Source organism: Chitinophaga sp. S165 (genome assembly GCF_003182155.1).
GTDB lineage: Bacteria > Bacteroidota > Bacteroidia > Chitinophagales > Chitinophagaceae > Chitinophaga.
In genome coordinates this window covers 131,658-145,087 of the sequence record NZ_QGTG01000006.1, presented here as the reverse complement: position 1 = coordinate 145,087, position 13,430 = coordinate 131,658, and the positions used below count along the sequence as shown (strand labels likewise).

Here is a 13,430-nt window from a genome sequence, read left to right as displayed (position 1 = left end):
CTTAGAACACTTGGAGGCATTTCTACAGCTTTTATTGGAGATTTCTGTTAATTAATAAGCTAAATTGTATGTTCATAATTGTAAATGCACAATCATAATTAATTGATGAACAATATTTTATTGTTAATTGTCACCGTTTTTTTAGATTTGTATTTATCGTTTATATCACACATTTAAACAATGGAGGTTTTACCCAAAGATTACCAACAACTAATAACAGGTATTGGACTGCTTCTTTCTGCTGGTAGAGAGAAGGCGGCTATGCAGGTGAATTCTATATTAGTGCAAACCTATTGGCAAATAGGCCATTATATAGTTGAATATGAACAAAAAGGAAACGAAAAGGCCGAGTATGGAAGTCAATTGTTTGATCGTCTATCGAAAGACTTAACTGTAGCCTATGGCAAGGGCTTTGGAAGGTCTAATTTATTCTATATGAGAAAGTTATATCTTTCTTTCCAAAAGAGTGGGACACTGTCCCATAAATTGACTTGGAGCCATTACTATGAAATATTAAAGTCAGATTCTGATCTGGAAATCAGTTTCTATACTAAGCAGTGTGAAAAAGAAAAATGGAGCGTGCGAGAATTAAAGCGACAAATGAAAAGCTTGCTGTTTCATCGATTGGCTCTTAGCACAGACAAGGAAGGTGTTTTAAAGCTTGCTAATAGTGGTCATGAAGTACACCAACCGGAAGATCTGCTGAAGGACCCCTTTGTCCTTGAGTTTTTAAATATACCAGAACGACAATTGTATTTGGAAGGAGAATTAGAGGAAAAGCTTATTAATAACCTCCAGCAATTTTTACTGGAGTTAGGTAAGGGATTTGCGTTCATAGGTAGGCAGTATCGTATGACCATAGGCGGTAGGCATTTTAAAGTGGACCTACTGTTCTACCATCGTATTCTTAAGTGTTTCGTCTTAATAGATTTAAAACGTGGAGAAATAGATCATAATGATGTTGGTCAGATGAATCTGTATTTGAACTATTTCAAAAAGGAAGAAGCTACTGAGGGAGATAATGAACCAGTGGGTATTCTTTTAGGGGCATATAAAGATCATATCTTGGTTGAATATGCAACAGCAAGTATTACAAACAAAGTATTGTTAGCAAAATATCAATTGTATTTACCTGATAAAGTTCAATTGGAGAATGCACTGAATAAATTATTGGAGAGAAAATAAACGCGGTTTAAATCTCCAGAAAGCAAACAAAAAAGCCTCTCAAGTTTACACTTGAAAGGCTTTTATAATTCGTACCCAGGAACGGAGTTGAACCGTCACTCCCCTTGCGGAGAACAGGATTTTAAGTCCGGCGTGTCTACCAATTCCACCACCTGGGTATCCCGTAAACAAAAAATCCAAACTGCCTGGCAATTTGGAAGCTTTGTACTGAGCGGAAGACCGGGCTCGAACCGGCCACCCCGACCTTGGCAAGGTCGTGCTCTACCAAATGAGCTACTTCCGCTTGTATCTAAGAACTTTTCCCGCTGATCAAACCCGTTGTTTTTTCGTTGGGATTGCAAAGATAGGATTTGTTTTTAAATAACCAACGAACCATCCATTTTTTTTCAAATTTATTTTTAATCGCAAATGTAGCAGACCGGAAAACAGAAGCATACAGGCTTCCTCGGAACAAGGAAGCCTGTAAAAAACTACTTAATATTCGCAGTCAGGAACCTGTCAATCAGCGAAGCGATCTGCGTACCTTCTTCCTCCAAAGCGAAGTGACCGGTATCCAGGATATGCAACTCGGCATTCGGAAGGTCTTTAAGATACGCCTTTGCCCCGCTTGGAGGGAAGATCTGATCATTGCCTCCCCAGGTGATCAGGGTCGGAGGCTGATAGGTACGAAAGAATTCCTGCCATCCAGGATAACGCTCCAGGTTCGTTCTGTAGGAATAAAACAATGCCACCTGTATATCAGCGTTACCAGGGCGATCAAGTTTACTTTGATCAAGCGTCCAGGTGTCCGGACTGATCTTACTTGCATCCCTCGTACCGGTCAGATACTGCCATTTGGTGAAATCAAATGAAGCGGCCGCCGCCACCGCGTTTCTCTTTTCTTCATTCTCAGGATCAGCCCAGAATGCCTTTATCGGCTCCCAGAAAGGCGACAACCCTTCTTCATATGCATTACCATTCTGCACGAGTAATGCCTCTACCCTTTCAGGATGCCTGGTGGCAATACGGTAGCCCACAGGAGCGCCATAATCCATCACATAAAGACTGTATTTCTTCAAACCTATTGCCGTAATGAACTGGTCTACGATGTCGGCCAGATGATCAAAAGTATATTCAAACTCATCCACCAACGGCATGCTGCTATTACCGAAACCGGGATAGTCTGGCGCTACCAGGTGGTATTTATCCCCCAATGCGATCATCAGATTCCGGAACATAAAGGAAGAAGTCGGGAAACCGTGTAACAGTAATATCGTTGGTTTGTCTACTGTTCCTGCTTCACGATAAAAGATCTCTTGTCCTTCAATGGTCAGTGTTTTATACTGCACCTGGTTTATATCAATGCCCCTGGTAACTGGCAATGTTGCTGTTGATTGTGTCATTTGTGATAGATTTAAATTGTTTGTGATATTATGTACTAATCAGTACAAAAAGGAGTAAAAAAATTTTAGTTAAGCACTTGCAGACTCATTTCGAGTACTTCCCTGAGATACTGATCTCCCGGGTTGCTTCTTCTCGTTACATTAACACCATTCCAGAGATTGATCAGGTATTTTCCCAACACCTCAGATGTCGTCTTATTCTTCATTTTCTTCTGTTCCTGTGCTTTTCTGATCACGGAAGTGAAAATATCTTCCATGCCCGAAAGTAAACCCGCAGCGATCGATCTGGTATCTGCCTCTCCGTCAGATAATTGGACCAATGCATTCCCTATATAACATCCTTTCATCTGTTTACTCTTAGGGTCGTCTGCAAGCGCCATGAAAAAGTTTTTGATCAGCTGAATAGGATCTTCGCTAACCGATATGTCGTATAAAAATTGCTTATTAAAACGCTCAGAGTACTGCCTTAATGATTTCTCATACAACTCCTTCTTCCCCCCTTTAAAGGCCAGATAAAAGCTTCCTTTACCGATTCCCATCGCCTCCAGCAACTCATCAGCAGAAGCCGTCTCATATCCCTTCGTCCAGAATACATTTACTGCCTTGTCTACCACTTCCTGCTCGTCAAATATTTTCGGTCTCCCTGCCATTTTTACTATCTTTTACAAGACGAAGATACACACTGTACTGATTAGTACAAAATAAAAAGGCTTTTTATTTTACAAAGAAATTCCGTACTTATTAATTCAATGGTAATGCCTCTGTTTCGGCAATCAGCCTGGCAAAGATCTCGGCTGAAGAACGGACCTCTCCTCCTCCGGAGGCCTGGCCGGCCCAAAGATTGGTAAACTCTTTTCTGTCTGCCTGCTGCGCCTTACTTCTCAATCCGGCAGTCAGCACGTTCTGTATAGGGTATGGCGGAATGTTCAAACCAGATTCTTCTATTGCATCCATGAACTGATTTCTCAACCCTCTTGCCCAACGGCCGGAAAAAGCCCGGGTAACGGCACTATCTGTTACCTGCGCCCGTTGTAAAGCTGTTTTATAGGAAGGAATAGCCAGGCTCTCATTACTCGTTATAAAGGCCGTTCCTATCTGTACTGCTTGCGCCCCCAGCTGGAATGCTGCCTTTATCGTAATACCGTCCTTAATGCCCCCTGCTGCAATAACAGGTTTGCCAATACGGCTGATCATCTCCGGTACCAATACAAATGTGCCCACCTGCGGCAATGGTTCATCATCCAGGAAACTGCCCCTGTGTCCTCCCGCTTCTATTCCCTGTGCTACAACAGCATCTGCTCCTGCCTTCTCCAACATAACAGCTTCTCTGACCGAGGTGGCTGTTCCTATCAGTGTAATACCATGCTGTTTGAAAACAGCTATACTATCATCATCAGGGATACCAAACGTGAAACTGACCATCGGAATATTCTCACTGGTCAATACCTCAACCTGCTCGCGATAGCTGTAAAAACGTAACGTATCTAACGATTGCCGCTCAAATACCAGTTGGTTCTCTTCACTAAACTTCTCCAGGAAATCCTGCATAGCTTCTGCATCCTCCCGGCTGTATTCAGGAACATCATTCGTAAATAGGTTTACCGCGAAAGGTTTTTCGGTTAATGATTTTGTCTTACGGATAAGCTCCCTCGTTCTGTCAGGCGATAATCCACCAACCGGAAGGGAACCTAGTCCGCCACGTTCTGCCACAGCGGCTACCATTTCAGGTGTTGTTACACCTAACATCGGGGCCTGGATAACAGGATAAGTGATCTTCAGCAATGCTGCTAATTCATTTTTCCATTCCATAAATAGTCTTTTTTGGGTACCTACAAAAGTACGTCAAAACAAAAGGCGGATATCATATAACTGATATCCGCCCGGGTCGTCGATTGTTCCGTGTGCTATAACTTCTTTTCCTCCCTGTAAAGCACCATACCCGCATGATAAAGTACCCCATCCCTGAAATCGCCGTCTGCTGTAAAACCTGTATCATCTTTGTAATCGATATGGTCTCCGGTGAGCTTATAACTTCCCTGATATGCGCTCTTCCTGTTACCTCTCGCTTCATCATATCGCCCTCCCGGCAGCAACTCATGACGAATGTACCCATCAGCAGTTACCCACATTCCTATATACTTGTCATTATTTTCCATCGTACCCGTTTTTTTAAGTGCAAAATGTATTAACTCAGTAACATAATTTCTTAGCAGATCATACTTATACAGATAGTCAGAAGACAGCTCCTCCCGCATCCGGCTAAAGATCCCGCTTACTATGATGTCCTGCTTCCCCGTCAGCATATACACCGGATCTTTCCCTGTCCTGAACATCGGCAGCTTATTGATCTTATCCTTCATCTTCTGCGAAAAAAATGTCCCTTTGAAAATGCACAGGAAGCCCGTTTGCTCATCTTCCCATGTATAGGGTATTTTCGGATTGAAAAAGATCAATGTCACTACTGCCCCTTTTATCAGGGCTATCTTGTAGAAGTCGTCCTGATTATATTTATCATGCATCCACCCTGGTTGAACAATATCTTCCAGTCTCAGAATATCAAAACAGCTCACCTCTTTCTCCTCAATATTGCCCATAATGCCAATCATTATTGTAGATAAATACTGTCTTTACACAGATAATTCTACTGCCCTGTATGCAGATGGTGTAGTGGCTACCAGCTTCCTGAAAAACTTATTGAAATGTGCCGGCTCATCGAACCCAAGACAATAACTTATTTCAGAAATATTCCAGTCCGTATGTTTCAGCAATGTTTTTGCTTCACTTACCAGCCGGTCGAAAATATGTTCAGTAGTAGTGCGGCCTGTAGTATCCTTGATTGCCCTGTTCAGGTGATTCACATGAATAGATAACTGCCTGGCAAAGTCATTGGCAGAACGCAACTCAAAACGCTGATCGGAAGATTCGATAGGAAACTGTCGTTCCAACAGTTCAGTAAATACAGAAGTGATACGTGATTTTGCATCGCTATGATGATATAGCTTCTCTGAAGGAGACAACTTTAACGCATAATGGATAATCTCCGTTACATAGTTTGTTAACAGGTCAAACCTGTAAACATAATCAGACCCGATCTCTTCCATCATTTTCTCAAAAATGGCACTTACCTCATCATCCTGCTTTTCATTCAGAAAATACATAGGCTTACCTCCCGGTGCGAACATGGGGAAATCGTTAATACTACCACGCATTCTTTCAGAAAAAAAACCTTCCTTAAATATGCAATAAAACCCCGTAGGGTCCTCAGATAATGGATGCCAGGTATATGGTACCTTCGGGTTGAAGAATGTCAATGTAGTACCAGATACTTCAATACTCTTATCTGCATAATGACAAAAACCGCGTCCGCGTGAAAGTGATATTTTATAAAATGCCTTGCGGCTATAACTTGGTGCATTTTCTCCCAGATTATCTTCCAAGGTGAATACATTAAAATGCCCCACTTCCCGTTTCAGACCGGCAGGCACCTCCTTGATCTTGTATTGGTAAAATTCTTCTAACGTTAATGTCTGCATGAGTCATACATTGTTACTTAACAAATGATCTCTACGATAAGGGTAATTCCATGCTAAAACCTATATCCTGTTAATTTCAATACAAAATTAACGCCCTCCTTCCTCTTGGCTGTTACGCCAAACAAACCGATGCTTATAAAATTCAAACAATCGCCCGAAGGTCACCAGGGAATAACAAGAACCGGGTTTTCCTTGCCTACCCCCTATCCTACTTTTACAGAAAAAAGAATGAAGACCATAACAGAACGCTTACAGGGGAAAGACTGGCAACAAGTGACAGATCATATGCATGAGCAGGGATATGCCATCGTCCGCGAGGTGCTTACTCATAAAGAATGCAACGAGCTCATTGCTTCATATGATGCAGACAGTACTTACCGTAAAACGATTTCGATGGAACGCTATCGTTTTGGTGCAGGAGAATACAAATACTTTCAATATCCCCTACCAGATCTTATCACACAAATAAGGGAAACTGTATATAGCCATCTGGCGCCTATCGCAAATAAATGGATGGAAGTACTGCAAATAGAACAAAAGTTCCCCGCTACACACGAAGCTTTAAAACTGCATTGCCGGGAAAGAGGGCAGGATAAGCCGACCATCCTGATATTAAAGTATGGCCGCGGAGGATTTAATACACTGCATCAGGACCTGTACGGCGACGTGTGGTTTCCTATGCAGGCCGTACTGTTCCTTAACGAACCAGGAGAAGATTACACAGGTGGAGAATTTGTATTGACAGAGCAGATCCCCCGGGCACAATCCAAAGCAAATGTATTACAACCCCGTAGGGGCGATATGCTGTTATTTACGACCAATTTCAGACCAGCAAAAGGCGGCAGGGGGTATTACCGGGTAAACATGAAACATGGGGTGAGCCCACTCCATAGCGGCCAACGGCATACATTGGGCATCATTTTCCATGATGCATTGAGCTAATATCCACTACACACTTTTACACCAATTACGAAAATAAGTACAACTATCAGCCGGTCAATGTTGTTGAAATTTGTATCGTCAATTACGAACAAACAACGACATACTATGACAACGATAAAAGAAACAATGGAGGCACTGGTATTAGAAGCATATAACAGCCCATTTGTACGTAAAACAATAGACAGGCCTGCACCCAAAGAAGGAGAAGTACTCGTGAAGATCATGGCAAGCGGTGTTAATCCGCTTGATACCAAAATATGGAACGGTAAAGCAGGACATGCCCAACAACCCTTACCGGCCATTCTCGGACTTGATATGGCAGGAGTAGTAACAGCTGTCGGAAATGGCGTAACCAACTTCAAACCTGGTGATGAGGTATATGGCCTCACAGGCGGCGTAGCCGGTTTACAAGGCTCTCTCGCAGAATATGCAGCTGTAGACGCCAAACTATTAGCGCTTAAACCCGCTAATCTCACCATGCGCGAAGCAGCAGCTATCCCCCTTGTATTCATTACCGCCTGGGAAGGATTGGTTGACAGAGCACATGTACATCGTGGACAGAAAGTACTTGTACAGGCAGGCGCCGGTGGTGTAGGACACATGGCCGTTCAGATAGCAAAGTCCTTCGGTGCGGAGGTATTCGCTACTGTGTCGCCATCCAAACAGGAGATCGTAAAAGCATATGGGGCTACGCCTATTGATTACACAACTACCACCGTTGCGGAATATGTTGAAAAGCATACCGCAGGTATTGGTTTTGATATCGCATACGATACGTTAGGTGGTGCTACATTGGATGCATCTTTTACTGCCGTCAGGAACTATGAAGGACATGTGCTCAGTGCCCTGGGATGGGGCTCACACAGTCTGGCGCCACTGTCTTTCAGAGGTGCTACCTATTCCGGCGTGTTCACACTGCTTCCTATGTTGAGTGGTCAATACAGGGAACATCACGGAGAGATATTACGGGAAGCTACCAAGCTGATAGAAGCCGGATTGGTAAAACCATTAATGGATAACAGAGAATTTACCCTGGATAATGTATTGGATGCCTATACTGCTATTGAACAACAAACGGCTGTGGGTAAACTGGTGATAAGCGTACAATAAAAACTATCATAATGAATAATGCCGCGAAAACAATATTCGCGGCATTATCATTACTAACATTGATTACTATATTTCCACTACGATATTACCTGTTGCACTGCGATTCACAATAAGTGTATGTGCCTGTTCTGCAGTTTTCAGATGAAAGTGACGGGGATCCAGCAGCGGCAATATCTGTCCGGCTTCTGCCATCCTGGTCGCCTCTCTTAAAATTGCACTGTGATGTTCTCTGCCATTGCCTGTTAAAATAGGCAACAGCGTGAACACGCCTGAATAGGTAGCACCTTTTGATGTCAATGGCGCCAGACTATGAGAGCCCCAACCAAGAGAACTGATCACATGTCCGTCATTAGGTTTTACTGCCTCGAAAGAAGCATCCAGCGTTGCACCGCCTACGGTGTCAAAAACAATATCAAAGCCTGCTCCACGTGTGTACTTATTCACATACTCCTCCACACCAGCTTCATCATCGATATATGTGGCGCCTAACCATTCGATAACCGCCTTTTTACCATCGGTATCTGTGGCATATACATCGGCGCCCAATGCACATGCGATCTGTATAGCCATTTGACCAACCCCACCAGAGCCTCCGTGTATAAGAACTTTCTGTCCGGCAAATACTTTTGCCTTATCTACCAATCCTTCCCATGCAGTAATAAATCCTAATGGAATAGCTGCTGCCTCACGCATCGTGAGATTCACCGGTTTCCGGGTTATAAGCTCTGCGTCCACTGCCACATACTCTGCCAGGGCGCCCTGCATTCCTGCCACTCCGCCGGTCATACCATATACCTTGTCGCCCGGAACAAAGCCTGTCACACCCTCTCCTACTTCTACCACGATGCCAGCCATTTCAATGCCTAAAATAGCCGGTAATGGTTGCTTTACATGTTCTGCCTGTCCTGCTCTGATCTTTGCATCCAGTGGATTTAAGCCACTGGCTTTTACTCTTACCAATACTTCACCCTGATCTGGCCGGGGCCTGCTTATTTCCCTGTAGACAAAGGGATCCCCATAATTTTCCAGAATGAGTGCATGCATGTGTTCACTTTTCATAGCTAAGCCGGTTAATCTTTTTACTAATCTGTTGTTTATAAATTCAAATACGCGATACGACATCCGTCAGCTGCTATTGTTAAACAGTATTAAGTGTCAAACAGTTGAAAGAAACTGCAGATGCCATGGATCCCCCTCTATACTAAAAGTGTTCCATTCATTAAACGATTGATTAGCAAATGATTAACAAAATGACAGGATGGCACTGCAACTATATTTCGTGATTTCGCAGTGCATTTACGATATGTAACTTATAGAAAAGATCATTATCTTACTTTCATGAAACGCCTGTTACTCTCCTTACTGGTGGTAAGTACCACCACAATGCTTTTCGCACAATCAAAGACCACTAAAAACGCTACCTACTTTCCTGCAAAAGATACCTGGCAGCATCGTGCTCCTGCCGACCTGGGACTGGACGCTGAAAAACTGGCAGCTGCCATACAATTTGCAAAGAACAACGAGACGAAGGCATCCCGCAATATGGAAATTGCACAGGCCCTGAGTTTCGGCAAAGAGCCTTTCAGCAGCGGTATCGGGCCTTTCTCCACAAGGGGGGATGCTACCGGCGTAATTGTATACAAAGGTTATATCGTAGCAGAATGGGGCGAACCAAACAGGGTGGACATGACACACAGTGTCACCAAAAGCTTTCTCTCTATGGTTGTAGGACTGGCGGTCGATAAAGGCCTAATTCACAATGTACAGGACACAGTGTCACATTATATCGCTCCTATTGAAATATATAATCCGGCTGCTATCGGCCCGGGAGCAGAACAACTGGGACAGCCGCAGTTACTGTATCCATTCGCTGGTGCGCATAACACCTCACTGACATGGGATGTTATGTTAAGGCAAACGAGCGACTGGGAAGGCACGTTATGGGGCAAGCCTGACTGGGCTGACAGACCGGAAGGAAATGCGTCCGAATGGATGACCCGTAAACGCAACACTCCAGGTACGGTATGGAAATATAATGATGTGAGAGTAAATGCCCTGGCACTCGCAGCTACCAGCGTATGGCGCAAACCATTGCCACAGGTACTGAAAACAAATATCATGGACGAGATCGGGGCTTCCGACACCTGGAGATGGAATGGGTACCGTAATTCATGGATAGTATTGGATGGCGCGCCTGTACAATCCGTCAGCGGTGGCGGACATTGGGGTGGCGGTATGTTTATCCATGCCTATGATATGGCCCGTTTTGGCCTGCTAACATTGCATAGAGGTAACTGGAACGGAAAACAGCTCATTTCCGAACAATGGGTAAAACAATCCCTCACCCCTACCAAAGCAAAACCAACTTATGGATACATGAACTGGTTCCTGAATACCGGAAAAGAGTTACTTCCAAGCGCTCCCGCAGATGCATTTGTACATATCGGTAATGGTACAAATCTCATCTACGTAGACCCTGGTCATGATCTTGTTGCTGTAGTAAGATGGATAGAAAATAAATCCATGGATGACATGGTAAGACATATCCTTGCCGCTATCAGGCAGTAAACACCATCAGGCATTTACTGTTTCCAGCGCCGACAGCTTACGCATGCAGATACGGGCAACCCTGAAGTTGCGCCATTGCTGGCTGTTGCAATCCAGCGGAGAGATATTTCCAATGAATGATTCCAGTCGCTCAAAATATAGCTTGCTGTTTTCATTGTTCTCTGCAAAAGCCAGTATGATAGCTTCTACTTCTGTATCGTTAACGGCCTGTTTCAGTTGTTCGAGTACTAATAACGCCTGTTCACTAATTCTCATTTGTACAGTTTTTGTTTCCTGGCTCCCTTATCCTGCTAAAGCAGAAAAGTATCATTTTGCTGTATGCCGGCGCAAATATACCTTCTAGACTTTAACCTACCAACACATTAAAGAGAAGCTACATATATTCATCAAAAACATTATATTTGCTTAGAACACCAATCTATACTTTATGAAGACCATATTTTTCTTACCTGTTCTCCTGATCAGCTTATGGTGCAATGCCCAGGATGGACTCTACCCCTACGCTGAAAAAAACAAATGGGGCCTCACTAATAAAAATCGTAAGGTTATAATTGAACCTCAATTTGACAGTATCCACCTGTTTGAAGGTGAATATGCCAGGGTTGAGAGTAATAAGAAAGTTGGACTGATCCATACCTCCGGCAGAATTGTATATCCCTGCTCCTATGCGGATATCCCTTTTGTGTCACCAAATGGTATGGCTATCGCCAAAGTAATGAAGGGTTATATCCTCCTTGATCCATCAACCGGTAAACAAAAAGGAACACTTGTATTCGAGTTACCTGGTATGATGCCGATGTCAAAAACAGCTAACCTGCTGATCGCTAAGAAAGAAGGTGAAGTGGGCATTGTAAACATGACCACAGGTGAACCGGTTTCTAAAAAATTCCCGTACGATGATGCTGAGTTCTTTGATGAGAAAACATTGAAAGACTATGTGATCGTTAATAAAGACGACAAATACGGTGTAGTGGAAGCGCTGACCGGCAGAGAGATCATCCCCATAACATATAGCGAAATCAAAGGTGCGTCCGACGGTACACAAGACCTGATCAAAGCTACTACCGACGATGAACGTGTAGTTTATTTCGATGCTACCGGTAAACCTGCATCTGCTGCTATAGCGAAAGCTGCGAAAAAGGTAGAAGACGACATGGATAAAAAATCATCCGGAGCAGCACTGAAAGACGATTCCAAAAAAGACCTGCACATCTATAAACTGGCCAATGAAAAGTGGAGGATCACACTGGAAGAACGTTTGTTTCAGAAGCCAAAGGTACTTGACAGCATAGACATTAACGGTTATACGCTGCTGGAATATATGTCCTATCACGCTTACCTGAACAAATATCCCGGTAAGATCAAAGCTGTAAAAAATGGGAAAGCAGGTGTGATCGATATGAAAGGTAATGTACTCATCCCGCTGATCTATGATGATGTGGCTTACAGAGAAGACAACATCGGGCACTATGCTTATGTGGAAACCAAAGTTGGAAACAGGGTCGGTGTAATTCCGGCTGAATCAATGGTTGAACTTAAAAAACCGGTACTGGCGCAGGTGATCGATGAAGATGTAAACCGCCAGGCATTGCTTGTACAAATAGCAAGCGGTAACCGGGGCTATATGGATAAAAAAACAGGTGAGGTCTATATTCCCGGATACAAAGAATAATTGATCGCGACAAGCGTCAGTAAAAGCCGTCCCAGATGGGGCGGCTTTTACTTTTTAATACAAGAAGCTATGCTTACCAGGAGGCCTGATAAGGGTTCGTAAGTCCGCCAGATATAACCCTTATTTTTACAGTAACCTGTATATAACCCCTATATAAGCCGTATATAACCCGTATCTTTTAGATATGGGTTATATACGGCTTATATAGGGGTTATATACGGGTTATATACGGGTTATCTCTGTCAAAGCGCTATAGTAGCGCCTTTACAAAGACACTACAATAACTTAGTTATGTATACCTTTGATAACAAGTCTATTTCACTATAAGTAATGATACTATACGAACGTTCTGGACCGGATGTTGGCCTAAAATGGCATTAATGAGGTTAGTCTTCCAGTAGCGCTTTTACCAGCGCCTTCCATTGCAACTTTGAGATACCTATTGCCCCGCCGGCGCCTATTACTGCATTACGGATCTTGTCCACCGTATCGTTCGCCTCCGTATTAGGCACTTCATTCCTTCCATATACAGTAGCCGTGATCACATCTTCATCTCTGGTGATCACGAATGAACTGGTAGCCTCTTCCCGCAGGAAGTGTGCAGTACCTGCATGTTTCTGCTGAGGATGTCCTGACGGTCTCGCTCTCAAAAAAAATACCTGCTGGCTGTCATTCAGCTTCACTTCTTCTATCTGTTCTATCAACACCCAATCGTACCCCTTGCCAACACTGTTACCCGGACCAGGTATATCTATACGAATGTATAATCCGGCGCTGGCAGGATCTGGTACTTCTTCCCCTAATTTATCCACCAATTGGAATTCTGAAGATAAAGCTCCACATAATTTTCCCCATTCGTTAATATTCTGCAGCCTGGTGACAGCACGCTCAAAAATTGCAACAGCAGCCTGTTCATTGCCGGCCTGCCTTTCCGCGGACGTTTCCGTTTCCTCTCCTGTGTACTGCACCGGGATAAACGGTGCTGATATATGATCTGGCATACAATTGATTTAGATATACTACCTGTTAAAATTTTAT

General features: G+C 43.5%; 13 protein-coding genes and 2 tRNA genes. 5 read left to right on the top strand and 10 right to left on the bottom strand.

Features of this window, described 5'->3' with window-relative positions:
- Positions 1-180: 180 nt before the first annotated feature.
- Positions 181-1,185, top strand: a complete 1,005-nt coding sequence (locus C7475_RS21910; protein WP_110055541.1) for a YhcG family protein — start codon at positions 181-183, stop codon at positions 1,183-1,185.
- A 72-nt stretch (positions 1,186-1,257) separates the two neighbouring features.
- Here C7475_RS21910 and C7475_RS21905 read toward each other — a convergent pair.
- From C7475_RS21905 to C7475_RS21875, 7 genes are all read right to left on the bottom strand, one after another.
- A tRNA-Leu gene (locus tag C7475_RS21905) sits at positions 1,258-1,343 on the bottom strand.
- Positions 1,344-1,395: 52 nt separating this feature from the next.
- Positions 1,396-1,468: transfer RNA gene (locus tag C7475_RS21900), tRNA-Gly, on the bottom strand.
- 187 nt (positions 1,469-1,655) lie between these two features.
- Positions 1,656-2,567 carry an alpha/beta fold hydrolase gene (locus C7475_RS21895; protein ID WP_110055540.1) on the bottom strand — a complete coding sequence of 304 codons (912 nt, stop codon included), beginning with the start codon at positions 2,565-2,567 and terminating at the stop codon, positions 1,656-1,658.
- 65 nt (positions 2,568-2,632) lie between these two features.
- Positions 2,633-3,217, bottom strand: a complete 585-nt coding sequence (locus tag C7475_RS21890) for a TetR/AcrR family transcriptional regulator (protein ID WP_110055539.1) — start codon at positions 3,215-3,217, stop codon at positions 2,633-2,635.
- A 91-nt stretch (positions 3,218-3,308) separates the two neighbouring features.
- The gene (locus C7475_RS21885) at positions 3,309-4,376 is read right to left on the bottom strand and encodes a nitronate monooxygenase family protein (RefSeq protein WP_110055538.1); all 1,068 of its coding nucleotides are present in this window, start codon (positions 4,374-4,376) and stop codon (positions 3,309-3,311) included.
- Between the two features lie 95 nt (positions 4,377-4,471).
- Positions 4,472-5,161 carry an Atu4866 domain-containing protein gene (locus tag C7475_RS33320; protein ID WP_233259927.1) on the bottom strand — a complete coding sequence of 230 codons (690 nt, stop codon included), beginning with the start codon at positions 5,159-5,161 and terminating at the stop codon, positions 4,472-4,474.
- A 33-nt stretch (positions 5,162-5,194) separates the two neighbouring features.
- Entirely contained in the window at positions 5,195-6,100 is a 906-nt protein-coding gene (locus tag C7475_RS21875; RefSeq protein WP_110055537.1) for an AraC family transcriptional regulator, read from the bottom strand.
- A 228-nt stretch (positions 6,101-6,328) separates the two neighbouring features.
- Between C7475_RS21875 and C7475_RS21870 the strand changes: the two genes are divergently transcribed.
- Both C7475_RS21870 and C7475_RS21865 read left to right on the top strand, forming a co-directional pair.
- On the top strand, positions 6,329-7,042 hold the full coding sequence (locus C7475_RS21870) for a 2OG-Fe(II) oxygenase (protein WP_110055798.1): 714 nt from the start codon (positions 6,329-6,331) through the stop codon (positions 7,040-7,042).
- A 105-nt stretch (positions 7,043-7,147) separates the two neighbouring features.
- Positions 7,148-8,152 carry a zinc-dependent alcohol dehydrogenase family protein gene (locus C7475_RS21865; RefSeq protein ID WP_199236272.1) on the top strand — a complete coding sequence of 335 codons (1,005 nt, stop codon included), beginning with the start codon at positions 7,148-7,150 and terminating at the stop codon, positions 8,150-8,152.
- A gap of 66 nt (positions 8,153-8,218) precedes the next feature.
- Here the strand turns inward: C7475_RS21865 and C7475_RS21860 are convergent, their stop codons facing one another.
- The gene (locus C7475_RS21860) at positions 8,219-9,211 is read right to left on the bottom strand and encodes a zinc-dependent alcohol dehydrogenase family protein (protein WP_110055796.1); all 993 of its coding nucleotides are present in this window, start codon (positions 9,209-9,211) and stop codon (positions 8,219-8,221) included.
- Positions 9,212-9,490: 279 nt separating this feature from the next.
- Here C7475_RS21860 and C7475_RS21855 point away from each other — a divergent pair, with 279 nt between their 5' ends.
- On the top strand, positions 9,491-10,720 hold the full coding sequence (locus C7475_RS21855; protein ID WP_110055536.1) for a serine hydrolase: 1,230 nt from the start codon (positions 9,491-9,493) through the stop codon (positions 10,718-10,720).
- 6 nt (positions 10,721-10,726) lie between these two features.
- On the opposite strand, the gene C7475_RS21850 is transcribed toward C7475_RS21855, so the two are convergent.
- Positions 10,727-10,975, bottom strand: coding sequence for a hypothetical protein (locus tag C7475_RS21850; RefSeq protein WP_110055535.1), 249 nt, complete (start codon positions 10,973-10,975; stop codon positions 10,727-10,729).
- A 172-nt stretch (positions 10,976-11,147) separates the two neighbouring features.
- Between C7475_RS21850 and C7475_RS21845 the strand changes: the two genes are divergently transcribed.
- Entirely contained in the window at positions 11,148-12,392 is a 1,245-nt protein-coding gene (locus C7475_RS21845; protein WP_110055534.1) for a WG repeat-containing protein, read from the top strand.
- A gap of 386 nt (positions 12,393-12,778) precedes the next feature.
- Here C7475_RS21845 and C7475_RS21840 read toward each other — a convergent pair whose 3' ends face one another.
- Positions 12,779-13,393, bottom strand: a complete 615-nt coding sequence (locus tag C7475_RS21840; protein ID WP_110055533.1) for a hypothetical protein — start codon at positions 13,391-13,393, stop codon at positions 12,779-12,781.
- Between the last annotated feature and the right edge of the window lie 37 nt (positions 13,394-13,430).

Coding starts and splice junctions, on each gene's coding strand:
- C7475_RS21910 (WP_110055541.1), top strand. CDS start 181: ATGGAGGTTTTACCCAAAGATTACCAACAACTAATAACAGGTATTGGA.
- C7475_RS21895 (WP_110055540.1), bottom strand. CDS start 2,567: ATGACACAATCAACAGCAACATTGCCAGTTACCAGGGGCATTGATATA.
- C7475_RS21890 (WP_110055539.1), bottom strand. CDS start 3,217: ATGGCAGGGAGACCGAAAATATTTGACGAGCAGGAAGTGGTAGACAAG.
- C7475_RS21885 (WP_110055538.1), bottom strand. CDS start 4,376: ATGGAATGGAAAAATGAATTAGCAGCATTGCTGAAGATCACTTATCCT.
- C7475_RS33320 (WP_233259927.1), bottom strand. CDS start 5,161: ATGGGCAATATTGAGGAGAAAGAGGTGAGCTGTTTTGATATTCTGAGA.
- C7475_RS21875 (WP_110055537.1), bottom strand. CDS start 6,100: ATGCAGACATTAACGTTAGAAGAATTTTACCAATACAAGATCAAGGAG.
- C7475_RS21870 (WP_110055798.1), top strand. CDS start 6,329: ATGAAGACCATAACAGAACGCTTACAGGGGAAAGACTGGCAACAAGTG.
- C7475_RS21865 (WP_199236272.1), top strand. CDS start 7,148: ATGACAACGATAAAAGAAACAATGGAGGCACTGGTATTAGAAGCATAT.
- C7475_RS21860 (WP_110055796.1), bottom strand. CDS start 9,211: ATGAAAAGTGAACACATGCATGCACTCATTCTGGAAAATTATGGGGAT.
- C7475_RS21855 (WP_110055536.1), top strand. CDS start 9,491: ATGAAACGCCTGTTACTCTCCTTACTGGTGGTAAGTACCACCACAATG.
- C7475_RS21850 (WP_110055535.1), bottom strand. CDS start 10,975: ATGAGAATTAGTGAACAGGCGTTATTAGTACTCGAACAACTGAAACAG.
- C7475_RS21845 (WP_110055534.1), top strand. CDS start 11,148: ATGAAGACCATATTTTTCTTACCTGTTCTCCTGATCAGCTTATGGTGC.
- C7475_RS21840 (WP_110055533.1), bottom strand. CDS start 13,393: ATGCCAGATCATATATCAGCACCGTTTATCCCGGTGCAGTACACAGGA.